We start from the raw sequence: 21,067 nt of genomic DNA on the forward strand, positions 1-21,067 counted from the left end.
TTCTCTTGGGTCAGCTGTCGGAGGGCGCCGTCGAGGCGCGGCGCCAGTCGGGCGGCAGGTCGAGAAAGCCCTCGTTGCAGAGGAACTCGTAGAGCCCCTCGCAGACCTCGCCGCAGATCATGCTGAAGAGGTGGGGATCGGTGATGAAGAGGATCGTCTCGTCGCGCTCGGAGCCCGCCGTGTCCGCGAGCTGCGCGACCAGCTCGTCCTCGGCGAACCCGACGAGCATCACCATCAAGGTCCGCTCGAACGCCGCGCGGAAGCGAGGGAAGGCCTCGCTCGTCACCTTGTACGCGAACGCCCTGCCCTCGTACGTGCGCGCGTCCCGGACGACCTTCGCGGCGACCTCGCCGAGGCTCGGGGCGAGCCGCTCGCCGAAGAAGTCGACGAGCACGACGTGCACCACAGAGACGATGCGCCTAAGCTCGCTCGATCGGCGCGACAGGAAGGCGTCCTGCATGTCCTTCGTGAGCTTCGCGAGCAGCTCGAACGACTGCTCCCGCGCCTCCTCGGAGGCGAACTCGAAGCCCTCGAGCTCGGCCTCGATCCGGTTCTTGTAGCGGGTCAGCACGTAGAAGAGCGCCTGCTCGCCGTGGTGGATCACCTTCGGCGCGCCGTCGCGGCCCCGCGTCTTCTCGTGGAGCTCGGACTGGAAGAACAGGCGGGCGAGGTTCTTGTGGATCTTCTTGAGCCGCCGCTCGACGAGCAGCGAGATGCCGTCCTCGCGGATGACCCGCTCGAGCAGGGCGCGGAGCGTCCGCTCGTGCGCGTCGCGGATCGAATCGCGGTTCTTCGCCCCGCGCTCGCCCGCGCCCGCGGAGGCCTGGATCACCTTCAGCTGGGCGACGACCTGCGCGGTGACCGCGTCGAGCTCGGGGTTTGTCTCGAGATCGGCCCGGTAGTGGACGATGCGGGCCTGCATCTGCTCCTCGAGCAGGCCGAGCGCCATCTCGGTGATGTGATCCTTGAGCGCCTGGCTGACGTGCTCGCCCACGCGCCGCGGCGCGTTGGGCGGGAGCGACCTCGGCGGGTCGGGCGACGACCGCTCCCCTGGCCTGGCCCCAGGTAGCGATCGGCCCGAAGGCGGCAGCGGCGGAGGGTTCCGAGGGGCCGGGGCCATGAGCGGAGAGCATACCGGAACTCGCCGGCGGTGTGCGGCTTTGGCGGAGCGGCGCAAGTCGGAGTAAGACGGCCACCATGCACACGGTCGCTTCACGTACGAGAGCCTGGGAACCGGAAGGACAACCGGCGCCCTCCTGCCCGGCGCCCTCCTGGTCGGCGCCCTCGCGCCTGGCCCGCCGGCGCCTCGCGGCGGCGCTCGCGCTCGCGCTCGTCAGCGCCGGAGCGGGCTGCTCCCGCGAGGGCGACGGCCACCCCCCGCCCGCGCGCAGGCCGGAGCCCACGGCGCGGCAAGATCCCGCCGCGGCCGGCTCGCAGGCCGCCGCGGCGGAGAGCGCCGCGCCGGCCGACGGGAGCGCCGTCGCGGTCAAGGAGGGCGGCGCCGCGGGGCCGCCGGCGGCGCAGCGCCCGAAGATGAACGTGCTCGTGATCTCGATCGACAGCCTGCGCGCCGACATGCCGTGGAACGGCTACGAGCGCGACATCGCGCCCCGGCTGACCGCGTTCGAGAAGAAGGCGGTCAGCTACACGCGCCACTACGCGATCTCGTCGTACACCTCGATGAGCGTCGGCGGCTTCCTCGCCGGCAGGTACCCGAGCGAGGTCGAGCGCAGCGGCTACTTCTTCGGCAACTACCCCGACAGCGTCCTCATGTTCCCGGAGCTCCTGCAGAAGGCCGGGGTGCGGACGATGACCGCGCACGCGCACTTCTACTTCGACCAGAAGGCGGGCTTCCGGCAGGGCTTCGACGTGTACGAGATCGTGCCGGGGCTCTCGGCCGACAACACGACCGACCGGAACGTGACGAGCCCCGGGCACCTGGAGCTCGCGATCAAGATGCTCTCCGACAAGGCGAACACCTCGGGCACCTTCTTCGCGTACTTCCACTTCCTCGATCCGCACGACGTGTACATGACGCACGAGGGGATCGAGCCGTTCGGCAAGCGCGCCCGCGACAAGTACGACGGGGAGGTCAAGTTCACCGACATGCACGTGGGCAAGCTGCTCGATTTCGTCGCGCAGCAGCCGTGGGGGAAGGACACGGCGATCATCATCACCGCGGACCACGGCGAGGCGTTCGGCGAGCACAAGATGTACCGCCACGGCTTCGAGGTGTGGGACGTGCTCACCCACGTGCCGCTGATGATCCAGGCGCCCGGCGGGATCACCCCGCGCCGGATCGACGTGCCGCGCAGCTCCATCGACCTCGCGCCCACGATCCTGGACATGACCGGCGCCCCGCCGGAGCCGTCGTTCCCGGGCAAGAGCCTCGTGCCCGAGCTCTACGGCGCGAGCGCGGAGACGCGCGACGTCATCGTCGATCTGCCGCGCACGAGCGACAACGACCGGCGCAGGGCGCTCATCAGCGGGCGGCACAAGCTCATCGCCTACGGCGACGACGACGCGTTCGAGCTCTACGACGTCGTCGCGGATCCGGGGGAGACGAAGGACATCAAGCGCGAGCAGGGGGCCGTCTTCGAGGCGATGAAGGCCATCTACAGGGAGCGCTCCGCGGCCATCAAGGACGTGTGCCCGAAGAACACGGCGAAGCTCAAGGGCAAGAAGAAGAACAAGCCGTGCTAGCGCTGGCGGTCCAGCGAGCGGCGGCCTAGCGCGCGGCGGGGGCGACGGCGATCGTCACGGCGTCGTCCTCGCCCGCCTCGCTCGCGGCCCGCGCCACGAGGCGGGCCCCCTCGCACTCGAGGTGCAGCACGACGGGCGCCTCCACCTGGCGGCCGCACGAGGGATCGCCGGAGACGCGCGCCGCGAAGGCGCCGCGCGCGAGCTCGACCGCCAGGGCGATCCCCCCGATGCGGCCCTCCGGGTCGTCCGGGGCGACCTCGCGCGCCGAGCGCGCCTCCTCGAGGCGCGTGAAGAGATCAGGCCCCCGGATCGCGACCTCGATCGGACGGCCCGCCGCGTCCCCGAGGACGGAGATCTCGATCTCCGCCTGCCGCGGCGCGCTCTCGCCCCCGGCGTTCACGACGAACGGGAGCGCGATCCGCTTCGCGCACACGGCCGCGCCCGGGGCCGCGCGCTCGCCGGCGGGCGCGCACCGGGGCGCCGGCAGCGTCAGGCTGAACGGGACGATCACCTCGGCGGGCGCCTCCGCGAGCGGGCGCCCCCAGGCCTCCCTGCCGAGGAAGCGGCGCAGCCACGCGGCGAGCTCCTCGCGGACCCGCGCGCGCTCCGCCCGCTGCCTCGAGAGCTGCGCGTCGGTCTCGCGGGCCGCGCGCGAGAGCAGATCGCCGGCGCTGCGCTCCCGGACGAGCGCGCGCAGCCGGCGGGTCGCGTCCTCGCGGAACGCGCCCCTCGGCAGCGTGGCCAGGTACGCCGCGAGCCCCGCGGCCGTCCCGCGCTTCGCGGCGTAATAGACCGGCTCGGCCCGCGCGAGGTACGCGCGCACCTCGGCGGCGAACGCCCCCTCCGGATGGCGCTCCAGGTAAACCGACGCCGCCGCGAGCCGCCCCTCGAGGGTCCTCGACACGCGGGTCGCCCGGTACGCGGCGTAGTCGTCGTGGCTCGCGAGGAGCGCCGGCCTCGAGGCGCACCCGGACAGGACCGCGAGCGCCGCGGCGCACGAGAGCGCCCGAGCGGCCCGCGCGAAGCGGAGGCCGGGGGCGGCTGCGCCGCGCCCGCTCACGGGGCCTCCTCCAGTGGGCAGAAATTGCACTCCGTCGGGATGGAGGCGCCCTCGTCCGCCATGTGCTCGCGGTACGCGTCGCAGCTCGCCGTCTGGAGCTTGTGCAGGCACACCTCGCCGTCGTGGACCAGCGGGTAGCAGCCGATCGGGAGCTCCGGCGCGGCCCCGAAGCTGCACGCGGCGGCGCAGGCGCGCGTGCGCAGGCCGCATTCCTCGCACTTGGCGCAGTCGATCTGCGCCTTCAGCGCGAAGAACTTGCGCGGGTCGAGCTCCTCCGGCGCCTGCCCGCAGCTGCCGATGTCGCCCACGACCGGCCCGATGCCGGCGAGGAGCAAGAGCGCCGCGACCCCCGCGACCTCGTTCGCCCGGAGGCGCTCGCCGCGCCGCTCGCGCCCCGGCGACCTCATGGCAAAAGCTCGTGATCGATCATGAGCCCGAGCTGCGCCGAGACGACGGGGTAGACGGTGTACGCCGCCTCGTACGTCGCGGCGCCGTAGAAGAGATCCCCGACGAGCTCGCCCGAGAGCGCGACGCCCGCGAGGAGGTAGTACCCGAGCCCCACCGCGAGCTCGCCGCCGACGTTCACGTCGGGCTCGATCAGGATCGCCGCGCCGAGCCGACCGTACGCGAGCGCGCGCGGGAGGCCGCGGTAGGCGACGAAGTAGCTCGGCGTGAGCGACTCCTGCGGGACGCCGCTCAGCGCGATCGAGAGGCGCAGCGCGCCGCCGTGCTGGACGCCGTCGGCCGGCCCCAACGCCAGGGCGACCCCGAGATCGAGGTACCCCGCGGTGAGCGAGAGCGACTCCGCCGTGTCGCCGAGCTGCGTCTGCAGGCGGTACGGGTTGTTGAACCGAAGCCCCGTCCCCATCGCGAGGGACGACACGACGCGCGCCGCCGTTCCCGGCGGCCGCGCGAGCGCGCGGTACGCCTCGAGCTCGGCGCCGCCGCCCTCCTCGCCGGGCCGCGCCTCCGCGGCCGCCTCGCCGCGGCCGGGAGCAGGCTGGGCCGCGGCGGCGCGCCCGAAGGACGCCCCGAGCAGCACGGCCACGAGCGCAAGCCCGGTCCGGAGTTCCAGCATCGCCACGAGCTTTCTACCCCGAGGTGGCGCTCGCTGGCACGCTCAATTGCGTCCCGGCCGGCGCCGTCGCCGAAGCGCCGCGCGTGGCTCGCGGCCGGCGCGTCGGCGACGGCGCCGGCCGCGGCCCTCGGCACGGTCCTCGCCCCCGTTGCGTATCCGCCCGCTGCACCTGCGGACCGGACCCTGCATGGCGAGACCACCGTGAGCAATTCAAGCACCCGAGGCAGGCAGAGCACCGCCGCACCTTCACCGGCGCTACGCGCGCCGCGCGCGAGCGCGACGCAGCGCCGAGAACGAGAACATCGCAGCGACCAGGGAAGGCCGCGCAAGCAGCCGCAGGCCCCCGTGGCCGCGCGATGGGTCGGCGCGACCGAGCTGGACGAGCCGTTCGCCGATGTGATCGACGCCGCAGCGGCGCCCCCGCTGCGCGGCAAGGTGAGCCCGCGCAGCGAGCTCAGCGACGTGGTCCCGACGCTCGACGATGAGGTCCGCGGCTACCACCACCATCCGAACGACGCCGGCTGCACCGAGTTCGAGGTGAACCCCGACGCCGCCGACGCCGCCGCCGATCTGGCGAGCGATCTCGGGGCGGAGTTCCTCGAGGGAGCGACGAAGGGGCAGGACATCAGCGACGTCGTGATGTCGCATGACGACGACGACGGCGACCTGCCCTATCTCCTGGAAGACGAGGAGGTCGAGTCCGTGGACCCGGACGCCGACGAGGACGACGAGCAACCCGTGACCCAGCGGATGCGACGGAACGTGGGCTGAGCGGCGGCGCGTCGAGCCGAGGCGGCGCGCCGCGCCGCCCAGCGCGCGAGCGGGACCGGCCCGGTCACGCCTGGCCGAGCACGGGTAGCTCCGCCACCACCTCGCCGTCGATGCGGATGAACGCCAAGAGGCCCTCGTCCTCGTAGGCCAGGACATCGAGCACGATCCGCTCGCACAGCGGCAGCACGTACAGCGCTCCGTCGTCCGCCATCACGGTCATGGATCGCGCAGGTGCGCTCGCCGTGAGCAGCGTCTCTGTGGTCCGTCGTCGCGCATCCATGTTGCTTGAGCTCCCAGGCTTGAATCGAGCTCCGGCCACCGCCGGCGCCGCGAGGCTAGAGGGCCTGCCCGCCCTCCTACCAAGCGCCTTCCGTGCCACCGCGCTCGCGCTGCAGCGTCAAAGCCGGCGACGTCCCGCGACGACATATGGGTTTCGCCCCCGCCCGCGGCGCTCTGCCGCAGCAGCTCGCCCGCAAGCAGCGCCGCGCCCCGCCCGCAGCGGAGCGACGCTCCCCGGAGGACCGCGAGGACGACATTTCGAGCCGCCGCCGGCCTCTCCGAGGCCGCGGCGCGCGCCAGACCGCCCGGCCGCGCGCGTTCAGCGCGTCCCGCGCGCGCTCCCTTCGTCCGGCGCCGAGGCCGCGGACAGGACCTTTCGCGCGAGTTTGGAAACACCGTACTCCATCGCGCCCGGATCGAGCCACGCCGCCTTCTCGTAGGGGGCGGCAAGCTTTGCCCGGCAACGCCACGGGGCCGCCACCTCGGCGCGCGCGACCGTCACGTCGAGCCGCCGGTGCGTGAGGATGTGGCGCACGCGGCCGACCTCGCGGAGCGGCGCGTCAGGCGCGACGCCGACCTGCTCGAGGAGGGCTCGAGCGTCCGCGAGCGCGCGCGCCTCGACCATGGGCGGCTCCCAGAGCCCGCCGAAGAGGCCTCCCTCGGCGCGGCGGAGGAAGAGCACGCGGTCGCCCGACCGCACCACCGCGGCGACCATCGCGACCGCCGGGACGTCGCGCTTCGGGGCGATCACCGGCAGCTCCGCCTGCCGTCCCTCGGCGCGCGCGGCGCACGCGCCGTCGACGGGACAGGCCTCGCAGCGGGGGTTGCGGGGCGCGCACACGGTCGCGCCGAGCTCCATGAGGGCCTGGTTGAAGCGTCCCGGATGAACGCTGCCCGCGGCGGCCCGCACGAGGCGTTCCGCGGCCGACCAGAGCTTGCGCGTGCCCGAGGTGCTGCGGATGTCGTCGTCGATGCCGTCGATGCGGGAGAGCACCCGGGCGACGTTGCCGTCGACGAGCGGCACCGGCTGATCGTACGCGATGCTCGCGATCGCGCCCGCGGTGTACGCGCCGACGCCGGGCAGGGCGAGGAGCGCCGGGACGTCGCGGGGGAGCGCGCCGTCGTGGCGCTCGGTGATCTCGCGCGCGGCGAGGTGGAGCACGCGGGCGCGGCGGTAGTAGCCGAGGCCGCTCCACAGCGAGAGCACGTCGTCGATCTCGGCGGAGGCGAGGGCGGAGACCGTCGGGTAGCGGGCGAGGAAGCGCTCGTAGTACGGGATCACCGTCTCGACGCGCGTCTGCTGGAGCATCACCTCGCTCAGCCAGATCGCGTAGGGGTCGCGCGTCCTCCGCCACGGCAGGTCGCGCGCGACGCGATCGAACCAGGCCCCGAGGGCGGCCGCGATCTCCCGATCGCGCTCGCTCGGATCCGGCGTCGCCGACGGGGGCGCACCCTGCTCACCGGACGAGCCGCGGCGGCGCGGGGCGCGCTCCTGAGCCTGGCTCTGGCGTGCGCCCGAGCGCGAGCGCGCGGATGTCGGGTCTGCGCCCTCACGCGAGCGCGTCTTGTCTGCGCCCTCGCGCGAGCGCGATGACGTCTGGTCTGCGCCCTCGCGCGAGCGCGAGGGCGACCGGGGCTTCGTGCTCACGCGCGAGAGGCCCGCCCTCTGCACCATCGGCGCGGATTGCGCGCCGCGCGCCTCGCTTTGTGCGGATTGCGCGGCCGCCGCTCGCCGCGCTCAGAAAACGCTTCCATCGCGCGGGACTCTAGCGCAAGAGCCGACCGCGGTGTCGTCCCGGCGCCCCTGCCCCTCCCCGGTCGTCCCCAGGGCCGCGCGCCTCGGCGCCGCGTTGCTCCTCGGGCTCGTCGCGGCGGGCTGCCGCGACGAGCCGCGCCCCTGGGAGGGCCAGCCCGGCCCGCCGGTGGTGCTCTCCGCGGCGCCGCCGAACGTGGCCGTCACGGTCGGGTCCGGCGGGCTGTCGGACGCAGACGCGGGACAGGGCGAGGGCGACGCCGCAGCCCCCGCGGATCCCGACCTGCCGGTCCTCCCCGTGCGCGTCGGCGGGCCCTGGGTGCGCTGCTACGGGAACTTCAAGATCAGCGGCAATCCGCTGAAGGACGTGACGCGCCTGTCGCTGCTCTGCGGCCCGGAGAACGGCATGCGCCGGGTCTCGCCCAAGCCGATCGAGGGGCAGGTGGCCGAGGGGGGCGCGATCGTGACGGAGAAGTTCCAGGCGCTCCGGGGCGCCTGCTACCGGGTGTTCGCCGTCGGCGGCCCCGGGCTCCTCAACCTGGACGTCGCCGTGCGGAGCAGCCGCGGGGCGATGATCGCCAGCGACGGCACCGAGGACGCATGGCCGATCGTCCAGCCGGATCGGCCTTTCTGCCCGCTCGAGGACGACGACGCCACCGTCGAGATCAGCGCCCGCCGCGGCGCCGGCCGGTTCGCGGCGGAGGTGTGGATGCTGAAGTCCTACAAGCGAGCGCGCGAGGGCGACGCTGGAGCGGAGTCCGACGAGCCCTACGAGATGAACGAGACCGACGCCTACGACGGGCTCTGAGCCGGCGACGCGCCCCCCGCGATCGCAGGCGGGCGGCCGCCGCGGGGCGGCGATGTTCTGTCCGGGTCACCACGACCTCCCGCCGCGCGGCCGGGGCGAAGGCCGAGCTCACCTGCCCGCGAAGCGGCGCGCGAAAGGCTCCCCATCGTCATCAAAATCCGGCAGATCCTTGGACCATGGCGCGACGCCGGCACCCTGCGCGAACCCCTGCATTGACGTGGCCGCCCCGTCCCGCTAGGGGAGCCCGAGCCATGGCCGACGACACCGAGCCGCTCCGCGAGGACGAAGGGGACAAGGTGGAAGGCGAAGGCGAGAAGAAGCGCCTCTTCGAGCGCGCTATCCCGGAGATCTTCAAGCGCGTGGTCGAGCGCGCCGTCGAGAGCGGCATCGACAAGCTGAGCGAGGGGCCCGAGAACCTCCGGCACTTCGTGGGCGACCTCAAGCTCCCCAAAGAGGTCCTCCACTACCTCTACACCCAGATCGACGAGACCAAGAACGGTCTCTACCGGGTCGTCGCCAAGGAGATCCGGGACGTGCTCGAGCACACCCAGTTCGCGGACGAGATCACGAAGGTGCTGACGAAGCTCTCCTTCGAGATCAAGACCGAGATCCGCTTCGTCCCGAACGAGGCGGCCAAGCGAGACGACGGCCAGGACGAGCCGAGGACGGGCCTGCCGAAGCCGGAGGTGACCGCACAAGTGAACGTCAAAGACCGAAGCAAAGAGACCGGGCGAGACCGGCGCCGCGAGGAGAAGTGACGACGAAGAAGCTTAGGACGGGCGGCGAGGTCGACGCCTGGTGCACGAAGTGCCGCCTCGATCTTACCCATCGGATCATCGCGATGGTCGGCGACGTGGTGAAGAAGGTCGAGTGCAAGACCTGCATGTCGCACCACCTCTATCGCCAGCCGAAGAGCGAGCGCGAGAGCCGCGCCGCCGCGCGCGCCGCGTCGCGGAGCAGCGGCGAGCCGAGGGCCGCGTCGTCGGCCTCGACGCGCGGCGGCGGCGTGGAGCGCCTCACGGCCGCCCAGCGCGCCGAGCGCGATCAGACGCTCGCGTGGGAGCGCGCCATCGCGGGGCAGCCCTCCGGGGCGTTCAAGCCGTACCGCACCACCCTCACCTTCGGCGAGGGCGAGCTCATCCACCACAGCAAGTTCGGCGACGGCGTGGTCGCGAAGGTCATCGATCGGGGCAAGATCGAGATCCTGTTCAAGGACGGGCCCCGGACGATGGCGCACGGGCAGGTGTAGCGAGCTCCGCGCGGGCTTCCGGCGCGCGGAGCTGGCCGGCCGCGCTCGCTCGCAGCCCGGAACTTGGGGCTGCCCGCGCGATCGGGTAGCCTCCCGGTCGCCGTGGACAAGCCTTCGCCCCCTCTCGCCAGCGGGCCCCCGCGCAGGCGGCGGTCCCGCCCGCGCTTGCCCGAGCGCGCGCTGCGCTGCGTCGCGGTCTGTGCGATCGCCGTCGAGGCGCTCTGGTACGGCATCCACGAGGTCCCCGGCTTCGGCCCGGCGCTCGCCGACGGGGCGCGGGCCGTGGTCGGTCCGGCGCCGGTCGCGTGGGCCGAGGACGTGGCCTACGGCGTCGCCGACCGCGTGAACCAGGCCGTCTACCGGCACGCGCCCCCGAAGACGTTCTGGGAGCCCGCGCCCGCCGCCGCCGCGGAGGTCGTGCGGGACGAGGGCCTGGAGGCGGAGTCGATCTCGTCCCCGTCGCCGTTCGAGCCGCCCTTCCGCGAGGTCGCGGCCACGGGCGACGGCGTCTGGACGCCGATCCCGGACGCCGTGCGGCCCGGCGACGCCCCGGTGCTCTGGCGGAGCGCCGTGCACCCGGATCCGAGGCGCGTGTTCGCGGCGATCGCCGTGGTGGCGATCGACCTCGGGCGCGTCGACCTCCGGCTCGTCGCGGGCACGAAGGAGCCGTTCTCGCCGGACGTCCCGGCCGAGCGCCGCCCCGGGCTCGTCCCCGAGGGCCACGCGGGAGAGCTCATCGCCGCCTTCAACGGGGGCTTCAAGGCGATGCACGGCCACTACGGGATGATGCTCGACGGCGACACGTTCCTGCCGCCGCGCGACCGGGCGTGCACGATCGCCCTCTACCGCGGCGGCGCGGTGCGGATCCGCACCTGGCCCGAGCTGCGCGCCGACGAGGCCCGGATGGCCGCCTACCGGCAGACGCCGCCCTGCCTGGTCGAGCAAGGCGAGCTGCACCACGCGCTCTACGACTCGAACCGCGACTGGGGCGCGACCGTGAGCGGCGAGACGGTGATCCGGCGCTCGGCGCTCGGCGTCGACGCGACCGGCAAGCTGCTGTTCTACGGGCTCGGCGAGGCCGTGACCGCGCGCACCCTCGCCCGGGGGATGAAGGCCGCGGGCGCGCACGACGTGGCGGAGCTCGACGTGAACCACGCCTACCCGCGCTTCCTCCTGTACGGGCGCGGCGAGGGCGGCGAGGGGCCGCGCGCGCGGTCGGCGCTGATCCCCGACGTGCAGTTCAAGCCGGAGGAGTACGTGGCCGAGCCCGCGCCGCGCGACTTCTTCTACCTGCGGCGGCGGCGGGCGGCGGCGACGCTCGGCATCGCCGACCCGGCGCCCGCCGACGACGTCCTCGGCCGCGGCGGGCGGTGAGCCTCGATCCGCGGCGCCCCGGCCGAGCGCCCACCGCGGCCCCTCCCGTCAGCGCCGGTCGAGCAGGTCGCGCACGCGCTGCGCCAGGGTGTCGGGGGTGAACGGCTTCTGCAGCAGCACCAGCTCGCGGTCGGCCTCGGCGCCCGCGAGGACGTCCTCCGCGTAGCCGGACATGTACAGCACGCGCGCGCGCGGGTGGATCGCGAGGGCGCGCTCGGCGAGCTCGCGGCCGTTCATGCCGGGCATCACGAGGTCGGTGAGCAGGAGGTCGACCGCCTCCTCCCCGTCGCTCGTGAGCGTGGCGAGCGCCTCCTCGCCGGTCGCGGCCGACAGCACGCCGTAGCCGCGCCGCTCGAGCACCTCGACGATGAGCTTGCGCACGGCGTCGTCGTCCTCGACGACGAGCACCGTCTCGTCGCCGCCGGCCGGCGGCGGCCGGGTGCGCGCGGGCGCCGCCTCGGAGCGGTCCTCGACGCGCGGCAGGTAGATGCGGAACGTCGTGCCGAGCCCGACCTCGCTCTCGACCTCGATCAGCCCGCCGCTCTGGCTCACGATGCCGTAGACCGTGGCGAGGCCGAGCCCCGTGCCCTTGCCGCGCGCCTTCGTCGTGAAGAACGGCTCGAACAGGTGCGCGAGCGTGTCGTGGTCCATCCCGTCGCCGCTGTCGGTCACCGACAGCACGACGTACGGGGGGCCGGCCGCGGCGGGCGCGTCGGCTTCGTCCTGCTCCGCGGGCACGAACGACCGCGCCGCGGGGCTCTGGCCGGGCTCGCCGAGGGAGGTCTCGACCACGAGCTTCCCGCCGCCCGGCATCGCGTCGCGCGCGTTCACGACCAGGTTCAGGAGGACCTGCTCCAGCTGGCTCTTGTCGAACTTGATCGAGCCGAGATCCCGCCCGACGTTCGTCTGCAGATCGATGTTCTCGCCGATGAGGCGCTGGAGCATCGTCTGCATGTCGAGCACCACCGCGTTGAGGTCGAGCACCTCGCGCTGCAGCACCTTGCGCCGGCTCATCGCGAGGAGCTGCCGCGTGAGCGCCGCGGCGCGCTCCCCGGCCTTCGTGACCTGGAGGGCGTCGCGCCGGAGCGCGCTCTCGGGCCCGAGCCGGCGCAGGATGAGCTCGCCGTAGCCGAGCATCACCATGAGCATGTTGTTGAAGTCGTGCGCGATGCCGCCGGCCAGCCGGCCGAGCGCCTCCATCTTCTGCGACTCGCGCGAGCGCTCCTCGCGCTGCCGGAGCGCCTCCTCGGCGCGCCGCCGCTCGGTGATGTCGCGGAGCAGGACGAGGGCGTGCCCCTCGAGGAAGGGCATCGTGCGCGCCTCCACGTGGCGCTCTCCGCCCGCGCTCGGGACGGCGTGCTCGAGCGCGACGACGGCGCCCGTCTCGCGGGCCTCCCGGACCGCGCGCTCCAGCTGCTCCCCGAGCTCGCCGGGGAGCGCCTCGGCCACGCGCTTGCCGAGCGGCGCCTCGGGCGCGACGCGGAGCGCGGAGGGCCGCGGCTCGTTGCAGTCGACGATCCGGAGCTCGGCGTCGAGGCGGAAGCAGAGATCCGGGATGGCGCGGACGAGCGCGCGGAGCTCGCCCGCGGCGCGCGCGCTCTCCCGCTCGGCGCGCCGCAGAGCGACGCTCTGCCCGATCTGGCCGCCGATCGACGCGAGGACGAGGAGCAGCGGCTCGTCGCGGCGCAGCGGCGCGCGGCTCCTCAGCTCGATCACCCCGGCCACGCCGTCGCCGCACGGGATCGGGGCGGCGCACGCCGCGCGCTCCCAGCTCGGCCCGCGCGCGGCGTCGGCGGAGTCGACGACGCCGGCGCGGAACGCCGGCTCGCCGCTGCGGAAGACCTCGCCGACGAGCCCGTGCTCGGCGGCGGGGTGCGGCTCCTGGCGGAGCGCCTCCTCGATCGCCTCGCGCTCGAGGTGCGCCGCCGCCCGGGCCGCGACGCAGCGGAGCGCGCTCGACGCCCCGGCGAGCGGCGCGCACCCCGCGGCGCTGGCCTGCGGCTCGGCGAGCCAGAGCGCCGCGACGTCCCAGCCGAGGTGCTCGACGAGCGCGGCGACCACGCGCGACGCGGCCTCGGCGAGCGAGGTCGAGCCGGTCAGCGCGGTCGCCGTCGCGAGCAGCGCGGCCAGCCTGGCCTCGGCCTGCCGGGCGTCGGCCGGCGCGGCGCTGGCACCATCGGCCGCCGGCGCGGCGCTGGCACCATCGGCCGCCGAGCCGGCCCCGTCAGGCGCCCCGGCGTGGATCGATCCCTCGAGCTCCAGATCGGCGTGGGACACGTGAAACCGCGGCGCCCCCATGCGCTCAGCCGCTGGTCTTCTCCGCGGCGCCGCTCTGCAGGTCGACCGACCAGCACACGGCGCTCGCCGAGGGCTCGCCGCCGGGCGGCCCCACGCTGACCTCGGCGCGCGCCGGCCCGACGGCCCGGATGTAGAGCCGCTGCCCGACGGCGTCGCGCCCGAGCGCGCAGACCGCGCGGCGCACCCGAGGATCGTCGGCCGCGACCTCCCCCTCGTCCTCGGCCGCCATGAACAGGACCTCGATCTCCGGCTTCAGGCAGGCGCCCATCTCGCGCCACGCGTCGTAGTCGACCGACGGATCGAGCACGTCGGCGAGCTGCCCATGGCGGGCGCGCCCGACGCGGTAGCGGAACGCGTCGCGCTTCTCCGCGCGGAGCGTGGCCCCGATCCGATCGAACCGCAGCGACAGCGCGCCGAGCGCGGTGGCCATCTTGACGGTCGGCGCGCCCAGGTTCGCCTTGTCCGGCTCCTTGAAGCGGTGCAGCTGCACGCCCGCGGGCAGCACGCCGGCGAGCAGCTCCGCGAAGCGCGGGTTCATCCCGAGGCGCCCGGCGAGCAGGATCCGGAGCCCCTGGTACGGGTCCGGCTCGCGCCCGATCTTCGCCACCGCGCCGGCGAGGTGCTGCCGGAACACGTCGATCGCGTCCCGGAACCACCCGTCGAGCGCGCCGCTCAGCGCGCCGCGGTCGATCGAGAGCGGCACCACGGAGCTCTCGCCGTCGAGCCCGACCAGCGCGAGCTGCTCCGCGACCGGCGCGCTCGGCCCCCCCTCGAGGAGGGGCCGCAGGAGCTCCTTGAGCGCCCAGGTGTTGGCGCGCGCGTCGGGCGACGGCGCGAAGAGCGCCTCCGCGTCGCCGAGCGGGCTCTCCTCGGGCGGGCGCTCGAACGGGATGCGGCGCTCGCGCATCTCGGCCTGGCTGGCCGCGTACACCCGGTAGGCGAGCCGGTGCAGGAGCCGCTCGCCGCCGAGCCAGGGGATCGCCGTGGGATCGAGGTACTCGACCATCCGCTCCAGCCCCTGCGCCGCCTCGTGGGCCTTCGCGCTCCGCAGGAGGCCGAAGGCGATCCCCGCCTCGCTGGCCCCGGCGTCGATGACGCAGAACGGGACGCCGCCGTCGCGCGGCTGGATCCCGAACATGCGGAACGCCTGGACGGCGTAGGCGATCGCCGACGGGCCCGCGTCGACGACCTTCAGGCCCTCGAGGTCGTGGTACTCGCAGAGCCCCGCGGGCAGGCTCCGGAAGAGGCCGCGGCGGAAGGCGATGAGCACGCTGGCGCGGCGCTCGGGCGACCAGCCCGTCGGCATCGTGATCGCGTAGCGCGTGGAGATGCCCCGCGAGCGCTGGTTTAGGTGCAGGCCGACGTAGTACGCGTAGAGCTCGAGCGGGTCGAACGGGTCGTGCGCGCCGATCCCTTCCTCGTCGATGATGGGCGGCGCCGGCTTCTTCAACGCCTCGGTCGTGTCGGGATCGCACCGGCCCCGGAGCCGGAACGGCTCGCCGCGCTCGGTCCGCTCGCGCAGGAGCGCGAGGGCCGGGAGCGAGGCCGCGGCGCGCTCGTGTGCGCCCTCGCCGGGCCGGAGGCGCATGTCGCGCGCCGCGTGCCCGACGAGCACGTCGCCCCAGCGCGTCATCGGCAGGATCACCCGGTCGCGCCACGCCTTCGTGGTCCGGGCGAGCGCCTCGAACGCGACCTCGCTCGGGTTCTCGTTGTCGGCCGAGACCCGGACCGGCCCGTCGGCGCCGATCCGGACGAACTCGGCGCCGCCGCGCTCTCCCCGGACAGCGACGGCCGTCGACGCGGCGCCCACGTCCACGGCGACCCAGTCGGTGCGCACGTCGAGCCGCGGATCGCGCCGCTTCACCTCGGGCGGGATCGGGTCCTTGTCGGTCTTGCCGGTGCGGCGGTGCAGCCCGACCACGCGGCCCTGCCGGAGGATGGCGATCGCCGTGGCGCCGAGGAAGCGCGCGCCCGTCCAGAGGCCCTGCGCGGGGTCGACGAGCGTCGTCCCCTTCACGGGCTCGAGGTTCGCGACGACCTTGGGGAAGAAGTCCGCGATGAGCTCGGGCGAGGCCACCCCGTCGTAGCGCTCGACCTTGATCGGGGGCGAGTAGTAGTTCTGGAGCCCTTCGCCGTAGATGCGCGGGCTGACCTGGATCAGCTTCAGGTAGGGGATCGGGCAAGTCTGCTCGTCGAGACGGAACTCCTGGTAGAGCTCGGACGGACCGACCGCGTTCTCCATCTCGGGCGCGATGCGGGGGACGCTCGCGCTCATCTCGGTGCCGAAGTACATGAACTTCGTGCCAGCGCGGCCCGTGAAGGCGGCAATCCTGACCTCGTTGAACGTCGCCTGCCCGACGATGAGCGGCGGCAACGCGATCACGTAGTCGAGCACGAGCGTGGTGAGCCACGGCTGGTCGAAGAGGCGCGATTCCCAGCGCATGACGAGCGTCGGAAACTCGCGGCCCGCGAGCGACACGACCTTCTCCGCTTCGCGAACCAGGGTTCCGTCGACCGATAGCTCGTAAACCGGCATACGAGGGCGACGTTATCACGAAGAACCCCTGCGCCAGCCCCGCGGATGCGCGGGCGGGGCTTTCATTCCGCCGTCGGCCGGCGGGCCTGCGTCGAGCCTGCGTCGAACGGCGCGCGTCGCGCCGGGCGGCGGTGCGCGGGGCGGTCCGCGCGCGGGGCGGTCCGCGTGCGGGTAGGCGGCGGAAGCGGAGACACGACGGCGCGCCCGCCCCCTAGGGCGTAGGCTGCCCTCGGGCCACCGTGCTAGTCTGCCCGGGTGATTTGCTTCTCCGCACCGGGAACGCCGGCATGAGCGCGCTGGTCGGCGAGATCATCGACGGCAAGTACCGGATCGTCCGGCTGCTCGGCCAGGGGGGCATGGGCGCGGTCTTCGAAGGCGAGAACGTGCGCATCCGGCGCCGCGTCGCCATCAAGCTGCTGCACGCCAACATCTCGAGCCAGGCCGAGTCGGTGGCGCGCTTCGAGCGCGAGGCCCAGGCCGCGGCGCGGATCGGCTCCGATCACATCTGCGAGGTGCTCGACCTCGGCGTGCTGCCCGACGGCACGCGGTACATGGTCATGGAGTACCTCGAGGGCGAGACCCTCGGCGCCAAGATCGAGCGGGCGGGGCGGCTCGGGCCCGAGATCACCGTGCCGATCATGGTCCAGGTGCTCGAGGCGCTCGGCGCCGCGCACGCCGCGGGGATCATCCACCGCGACCTGAAGCCCGACAACATCTTCGTCATCCCCGTGAAGGCCGGGCTCAGCAACTTCGTGAAGGTGCTCGATTTCGGCGTCTCGAAGTTCTCGCAGCTCGCCGGCGGGGAGATGAGCATGACGCGCACGGGCGCCGTCGTCGGGACGCCCTACTACATGTCGCCCGAGCAGGCGCGGGGCTCCAGCCCCGTCGACCAGCGGACCGACATCTACGCCATGGGCGTGCTGCTCTACCAGGCGACGACCGGTCAGGTGCCGTTCGACGCGGCGACCTTCAACGAGCTGCTCTTCAAGATCGTCCTCGAGACGGCGCCGGTGCCCCAGCAGCTCGTGCCCGACCTCGACGTCGAGTTCTCCGGGATCATCCAGAAGGCGATGGCGCGCGAGCCGGGGGCCCGCTTCCAGAGCTGCGCGGAGTTCAAGAGCGCGCTCCTCGCGTGGGCGGCGGCGCGGCCCAACCTGGCCTTGCTGAGCACGGGGCGGACGTCCCTCTCGCGGCTGTCGCTGCCGTCCCAGCCGGAGGTGACGACGACCCCTCCGCCCCCCCTCCGCCCCGACACCCCCTCGTGGGGCCAGAGCGGGCCGCCGGTGCCCGGCATGGGCCACACGCCGCACACGCCGCAGCTGACCGCCAACTCGTGGGGCGCCTCGTCGGGCGTCACGGGCCGCGCGACGCGCCCCCCGTCCAGGATGCCGGTCTTCGCCGCGCTCGCCGCGACGGCCACCCTGCTCGGCGCCGGCCTCGCCGCCTGGTTCGCCTTCGGCGGCAGCGGGGCGACGGGCGCGGCGAGCCCGGATCCGAGCGCCGTCAGCGCGACGGCCCTCGCGACGCCGCCGCCGCCTCCGACGACGGCGACGCCGCCCCCGCCGGAGCCGCCGGTCGTCACCGCGAGCGCCACGGCCGCAGAGCCCACGCCGCCCACGCCGCCAGCCACGGCGGAGCCGAGCGCCGTCCCGGCGGCGTCCTCGGCGCCGGTGAAGCCGCTCACGCCGCGGACGCCGCCTTCCCAGACGAAGCCGCCGCCCGTGACGAAGCCGCCGCAGCAGGCGCCGACGACGAGGCCGAGCGCGCAACCCCAGAAGCCGCAGAAGCCGGGCGTTCCGGGCGACTTCGGCTACTGAGCGCGCGCTCGGGGCGCTCCCGTCAGAACGCGCCGCGCACCCCGAGCCCGGTCGGCGTCACGTAGGGGGCGACCCACGCCGAGCTCGACGGCTCCGGCTTGGACGTCAGCTCCAGCACGATCAGCGTCGCGCCGCCGACGAGGAGCACGCCGCCCGTGATGAGGTTGATCGCGCCGGTCGTCTGCTGATCCGCGGCGTCGGCGTCGAGCCGCTTGATCTGCTGCTGGATCAGCGGACCGCAGCCCGCGCCGGGGCCTGTCTGCGACGACTCGCACCGGTGCGTATCGCTCAGATCGTTCGCTTTCTGCTGCGTCGAGCCGCCCTTCGCCAGGAATACCGAGCCCACCACGACCCCGCCGAGCCCGAGCGCCGCGGCCGCGATGCCCCCGCCCAGCATGAGCACGTTCGTCTTTCGCTCCGGCTTGCCCGGCGGGCCTTCGGGGGGGACCTCGCCTGGGCCGCTGCTCCAGGTCCCCTGCCCCTCCCCCGAGGCGTCGGGCGAGGGCGGCATGGCCGGGCTCTCCGGGACCGGGATCTTCAGCTCCTTCCGCTCGCCGTCGCCGAGCGTGACCGCCTGCTCGATCGGCGAGAGGCCCGGCGGATAGACGGTCACCACGTGATTGCCGGGATCGATCGGGCGGTGCACGCCGAGCAGCGCGTCCGCGACCGGCTGTCCGTCGAGCTTCACGACGATCTTCCGGCCGGCGGCGCCCTCCAGCGCGATGCGCAGCGACGCGATCCTGGGATCGACCGCGGCGAGCTCCTCCCGCGCGTCCTGCTGGGCCTTCTTGAAGGGAGACGGCGCCGTGGACGGCAGCTCCTCGCGGACGATCCGCAGGTACGTCTCCTTGGCCGCCACGAGCCGGCCGAGGCGCGTCTGCGCGCGCGCGATCAGCAGGAGGTGCGTCGGCGCGTGCACGATCGCCTCGGCGCGACCGAGCAGATCGATCGCCTCGTCGAAGCGGCCGGACGTGAACGCTTCGGCGCCCTGCGTGGCCAGCGACCGGGCCGCTGCTCTGTCCTGGTCCGACTGTGCGAGCACCTCGCCTGTCGGGAGCAGCAGGAACAGCGCCGCAGCGAACGGAACGCATCGTCTCAAGAGCACTCGGGCCTCCTCGCGCGCCACGCTATCACAGGCCGTCGGCAACGGAACAAATCAGCCCCGCGGCGCCGCCGGCCTGCGCTCTGTCCGGCGTTTCGCGGCGCCTCCGAGCGGCGGCGCGCGGCGCGCGGGCCGCTCGACGCCCTCCGCGCGCTTCGCGCAGCGGCGCGGCGAGCCTGCGCGCAGCGCGCCGCGCGCCGCCGCTCGGAGGCGCCGTCCGCGGGCGGCTGTGAACCGTCCGCACAGCGCGATGGCACCCATTCTGCTGCGTGGGACGCGCCATGGACTGCCTCCGCTCCTCCGCGCCCCTCGACGCGGGACTCCCGTCCTCGGAGCGATCCCTCAGGGGACGCCTGCTCGGGGGGCGGTACCTCATCGAGCAGCTGATCGGCGCCGGCGCGATGGGGCGCGTCTACCGCGCGCGGCACCTCGGGCTCGGGCGCGCGTGCGCCGTGAAGATCATCCGCGAGCGCGGCGCTTCGCCGGGCGCGGCGGGCGGAGCGGGCCGCCGCGCCTGCACGACGCGCGTCTGCGCGCCGTCGCGCCGGGAGGACCCGGACCCCCGCGCCTCGAGCGGCGTGAGCGAGCGGCCCTCGACCGACTCGAGGCCGCGCTCCGGCGGCGTCCGCGCCGGGGACGCGGTGCTGAGGTTCCACGTCGAGGCGATGGCGGCGAGCCGGCTCGATCACCCGAACATCGTGCGGGTCCTCGACTTCGGCTGCGAGCCGTCGTTCCCCCACGGCGCGCCCTTCGCGGGCGCCGACGGGCGCGAGCCGGAGCCGCCGAGCCTCTGGTACCTCGTCACCGAGCACCTCGACGGCAAGGACCTCATCGACCTGCTCAACGCCGCGCCGATCCTGCCCGCGGAGCGCATCGTCGCGATCATGCGCCAGCTGTGCTCCGCGCTGCAGCACGCGCACGACGCGGGCGTCATCCACCGCGACGTCAAGCCCGAGAACATCCGCCTGGTGCCCCGCGTCGACGACGGCGGCGCGCCGTTCGAGCAGGTGAAGCTCCTCGACTTCGGGACGGCGAAGGTGCTCCACGACGAGCGCTCCGGCGCGCTCGCGGGCGCGCCGCTGCTCGCCGCGGCCGCCGACGACGGCCGGCTCGTCATCGGGACCCCCGCCTACATGAGCCCGGAGCAGGCGGCAGGGCAGCCCGTGGACGCGCGCAGCGACATCTACGCGTGCGGCGTGCTGCTCTTCGAGATGGCGACGGGGCGGCTCCCGTTCGAGCGCCCGACGCCCGTCGCGCTCGCCGCCGCGCACGTCGACTCCCCGCCGCCCCTGCCGAGCGCCCTTCACCCGGAGATCGATCCGGATCTGGAGGCGCTGATCCTGCAATGCCTGCGCAAGAACCCGGACGACCGCCCGCAGAGCGCGCGCGCCCTGCGCGAGGCGCTCGCGCACATCGCGCTCCGCAGCGGGCGCTCCGCCGCGGAAGAGCGCGCCCCAGCGCGCGCTGCGGACGACGCCCCGGCGCGCGCTGCGGACGACGCCTCGGCGCGCTCCGCGTGCACCTCGACGTGGGTCGGGTACCGTTCCCCGTCCTCGCTGCCGGGGAGCGCGCTCCTGGATCTGCCCTGCTCCCCGCCGGACGCGCGGCGCGATCCCTCGTCCGCGTCCACCTGGGTCGGCCACGGCGCCGCGCCCTGCCCGCCCGCGGCGCTCGTCGAGCCCGCCGCGGACGCCGCCGCGGCCGGCGCGCCGCCGGCGGACGCGGCGCCTCCCAGCGCCGCGGCTCCGTCGCCCGCTCTTGTCTGCGCGCATCCCAGCCCGGAGCTCGACGCCGCGCTCGCGCCCGTCCTCCTGCTGCGGGCGCGCCTGCCCGGCGGGCTGCGGAGCCAGGCGCGGCTGCGCCGACGGCGTCGCCGGCGGCTCGCTCCGGTCGTGGTCGGCACCGTCGCGGCCACGGTGCTCGGCGGATCGCTGTGCCTGCTCTTCAGCGCTGCCGGCGCGGCGCTCGCCCCGCTCGCCTCGCCCTCGCCGGGGCGCGACGGCGACGCGCCCCCGACCGACGACGCGCGGCCGACGCCGCCGCGCGCGGACGAGCCGGAGCGCGCCTGTCCCCTGGAGCCGCCGTGAGCGCCGCGGGAGCGGGAGACCGGCCTCGAGATCGGCGCGCCGGGCGGGTCGACGATGTACAGCCGGTGCCCAGCGCCGCGGGCCGGATGGCGACGCCGTTCACGCTGGCTGCCGAGCCTCCGCTTCAGCCCGGTGCGAACGGAGCTCACCGC

At 74.5% G+C, this 21,067-nt stretch carries 17 protein-coding genes; 8 read left to right on the forward strand and 9 right to left on the reverse strand.

The genetic code is table 11. From position 1 onward, the window contains the following. Positions 1-10 precede the first annotated feature (10 nt). Entirely contained in the window at positions 11-994 is a 984-nt protein-coding gene (locus WMF26_RS23365) for a hypothetical protein (protein WP_061621393.1), read from the reverse strand. Between the two features lie 203 nt (positions 995-1,197). On the opposite strand from WMF26_RS23365, the gene WMF26_RS23370 reads away from it, so the two are divergent. Next, a complete protein-coding gene (locus WMF26_RS23370) occupies positions 1,198-2,703 on the forward strand; it encodes a sulfatase (protein WP_438002095.1) in 1,506 nt (501 codons plus the stop codon). Between the two features lie 25 nt (positions 2,704-2,728). Here WMF26_RS23370 and WMF26_RS23375 read toward each other — a convergent pair whose 3' ends face one another. The 3 genes from WMF26_RS23375 to WMF26_RS23385 are packed head-to-tail and all read right to left on the reverse strand — an operon-like array spanning position 2,729 to position 4,841. Then, complete coding sequence (locus WMF26_RS23375; protein WP_438002096.1) at positions 2,729-3,763, reverse strand: hypothetical protein; 1,035 nt, start codon at positions 3,761-3,763, stop codon at positions 2,729-2,731. Next, on the reverse strand, positions 3,760-4,170 hold the full coding sequence (locus tag WMF26_RS23380; protein ID WP_438002097.1) for a hypothetical protein: 411 nt from the start codon (positions 4,168-4,170) through the stop codon (positions 3,760-3,762). The genes WMF26_RS23375 and WMF26_RS23380 overlap by 4 nt, the downstream gene beginning before the upstream one ends. Then, positions 4,167-4,841, reverse strand: coding sequence for a hypothetical protein (locus WMF26_RS23385; protein WP_438002098.1), 675 nt, complete (start codon positions 4,839-4,841; stop codon positions 4,167-4,169). The genes WMF26_RS23380 and WMF26_RS23385 overlap by 4 nt, the downstream gene beginning before the upstream one ends. A 345-nt stretch (positions 4,842-5,186) precedes the next feature. On the opposite strand from WMF26_RS23385, the gene WMF26_RS23390 reads away from it, so the two are divergent. Beyond that, positions 5,187-5,612 carry a hypothetical protein gene (locus WMF26_RS23390; protein ID WP_438002099.1) on the forward strand — a complete coding sequence of 142 codons (426 nt, stop codon included), beginning with the start codon at positions 5,187-5,189 and terminating at the stop codon, positions 5,610-5,612. 64 nt (positions 5,613-5,676) lie between these two features. On the opposite strand, the gene WMF26_RS23395 is transcribed toward WMF26_RS23390, so the two are convergent. Both WMF26_RS23395 and mutY read right to left on the reverse strand, forming a co-directional pair. Further along, entirely contained in the window at positions 5,677-5,892 is a 216-nt protein-coding gene (locus WMF26_RS23395) for a hypothetical protein (RefSeq protein ID WP_061627165.1), read from the reverse strand. Positions 5,893-6,210: 318 nt separating this feature from the next. Continuing rightward, a complete protein-coding gene (mutY, locus tag WMF26_RS23400; RefSeq protein ID WP_438002100.1) occupies positions 6,211-7,539 on the reverse strand; it encodes an A/G-specific adenine glycosylase in 1,329 nt (442 codons plus the stop codon). A 139-nt stretch (positions 7,540-7,678) separates the two neighbouring features. Here mutY and WMF26_RS23405 point away from each other — a divergent pair, with 139 nt between their 5' ends. The 4 genes from WMF26_RS23405 (at position 7,679) to WMF26_RS23420 (ending at position 11,075) form a co-directional block, all read left to right on the forward strand. Beyond that, positions 7,679-8,452, forward strand: coding sequence for a hypothetical protein (locus WMF26_RS23405; protein ID WP_438002101.1), 774 nt, complete (start codon positions 7,679-7,681; stop codon positions 8,450-8,452). Positions 8,453-8,703: 251 nt separating this feature from the next. Continuing rightward, positions 8,704-9,210 (forward strand): hypothetical protein, encoded by a 507-nt coding sequence (locus WMF26_RS23410; protein ID WP_020736653.1) that lies wholly within the window; start codon positions 8,704-8,706, stop codon positions 9,208-9,210. Further along, positions 9,207-9,701 carry a hypothetical protein gene (locus tag WMF26_RS23415; protein WP_437339228.1) on the forward strand — a complete coding sequence of 165 codons (495 nt, stop codon included), beginning with the start codon at positions 9,207-9,209 and terminating at the stop codon, positions 9,699-9,701. The genes WMF26_RS23410 and WMF26_RS23415 overlap by 4 nt, the downstream gene beginning before the upstream one ends. Before the next feature lie 165 nt (positions 9,702-9,866). Beyond that, positions 9,867-11,075, forward strand: a complete 1,209-nt coding sequence (locus WMF26_RS23420) for a phosphodiester glycosidase family protein (protein ID WP_438002102.1) — start codon at positions 9,867-9,869, stop codon at positions 11,073-11,075. 48 nt (positions 11,076-11,123) lie between these two features. On the opposite strand, the gene WMF26_RS23425 is transcribed toward WMF26_RS23420, so the two are convergent. Beyond that, positions 11,124-13,373, reverse strand: a complete 2,250-nt coding sequence (locus tag WMF26_RS23425) for an ATP-binding protein (protein WP_438002103.1) — start codon at positions 13,371-13,373, stop codon at positions 11,124-11,126. A 4-nt stretch (positions 13,374-13,377) separates the two neighbouring features. Then, on the reverse strand, positions 13,378-15,909 hold the full coding sequence (locus tag WMF26_RS23430; RefSeq protein WP_438002104.1) for a hypothetical protein: 2,532 nt from the start codon (positions 15,907-15,909) through the stop codon (positions 13,378-13,380). Positions 15,910-16,196: 287 nt separating this feature from the next. On the opposite strand from WMF26_RS23430, the gene WMF26_RS23435 reads away from it, so the two are divergent. After that, entirely contained in the window at positions 16,197-17,726 is a 1,530-nt protein-coding gene (locus tag WMF26_RS23435; protein WP_438002105.1) for a serine/threonine-protein kinase, read from the forward strand. 22 nt (positions 17,727-17,748) lie between these two features. Here the strand turns inward: WMF26_RS23435 and WMF26_RS23440 are convergent, their stop codons facing one another. Next, positions 17,749-18,831 (reverse strand): tetratricopeptide repeat protein, encoded by a 1,083-nt coding sequence (locus WMF26_RS23440; RefSeq protein ID WP_438002106.1) that lies wholly within the window; start codon positions 18,829-18,831, stop codon positions 17,749-17,751. Positions 18,832-19,109: 278 nt separating this feature from the next. Here WMF26_RS23440 and WMF26_RS23445 point away from each other — a divergent pair, with 278 nt between their 5' ends. After that, a complete protein-coding gene (locus tag WMF26_RS23445) occupies positions 19,110-20,915 on the forward strand; it encodes a serine/threonine-protein kinase (protein ID WP_438002107.1) in 1,806 nt (601 codons plus the stop codon). The last annotated feature ends 152 nt before the right edge of the window (positions 20,916-21,067 follow it).

Origin of the sequence: Sorangium sp. So ce185 (genome assembly GCF_051526825.1) — a bacterium.
Lineage (GTDB): Bacteria > Myxococcota_A > Polyangia > Polyangiales > Polyangiaceae > Sorangium > Sorangium cellulosum_D.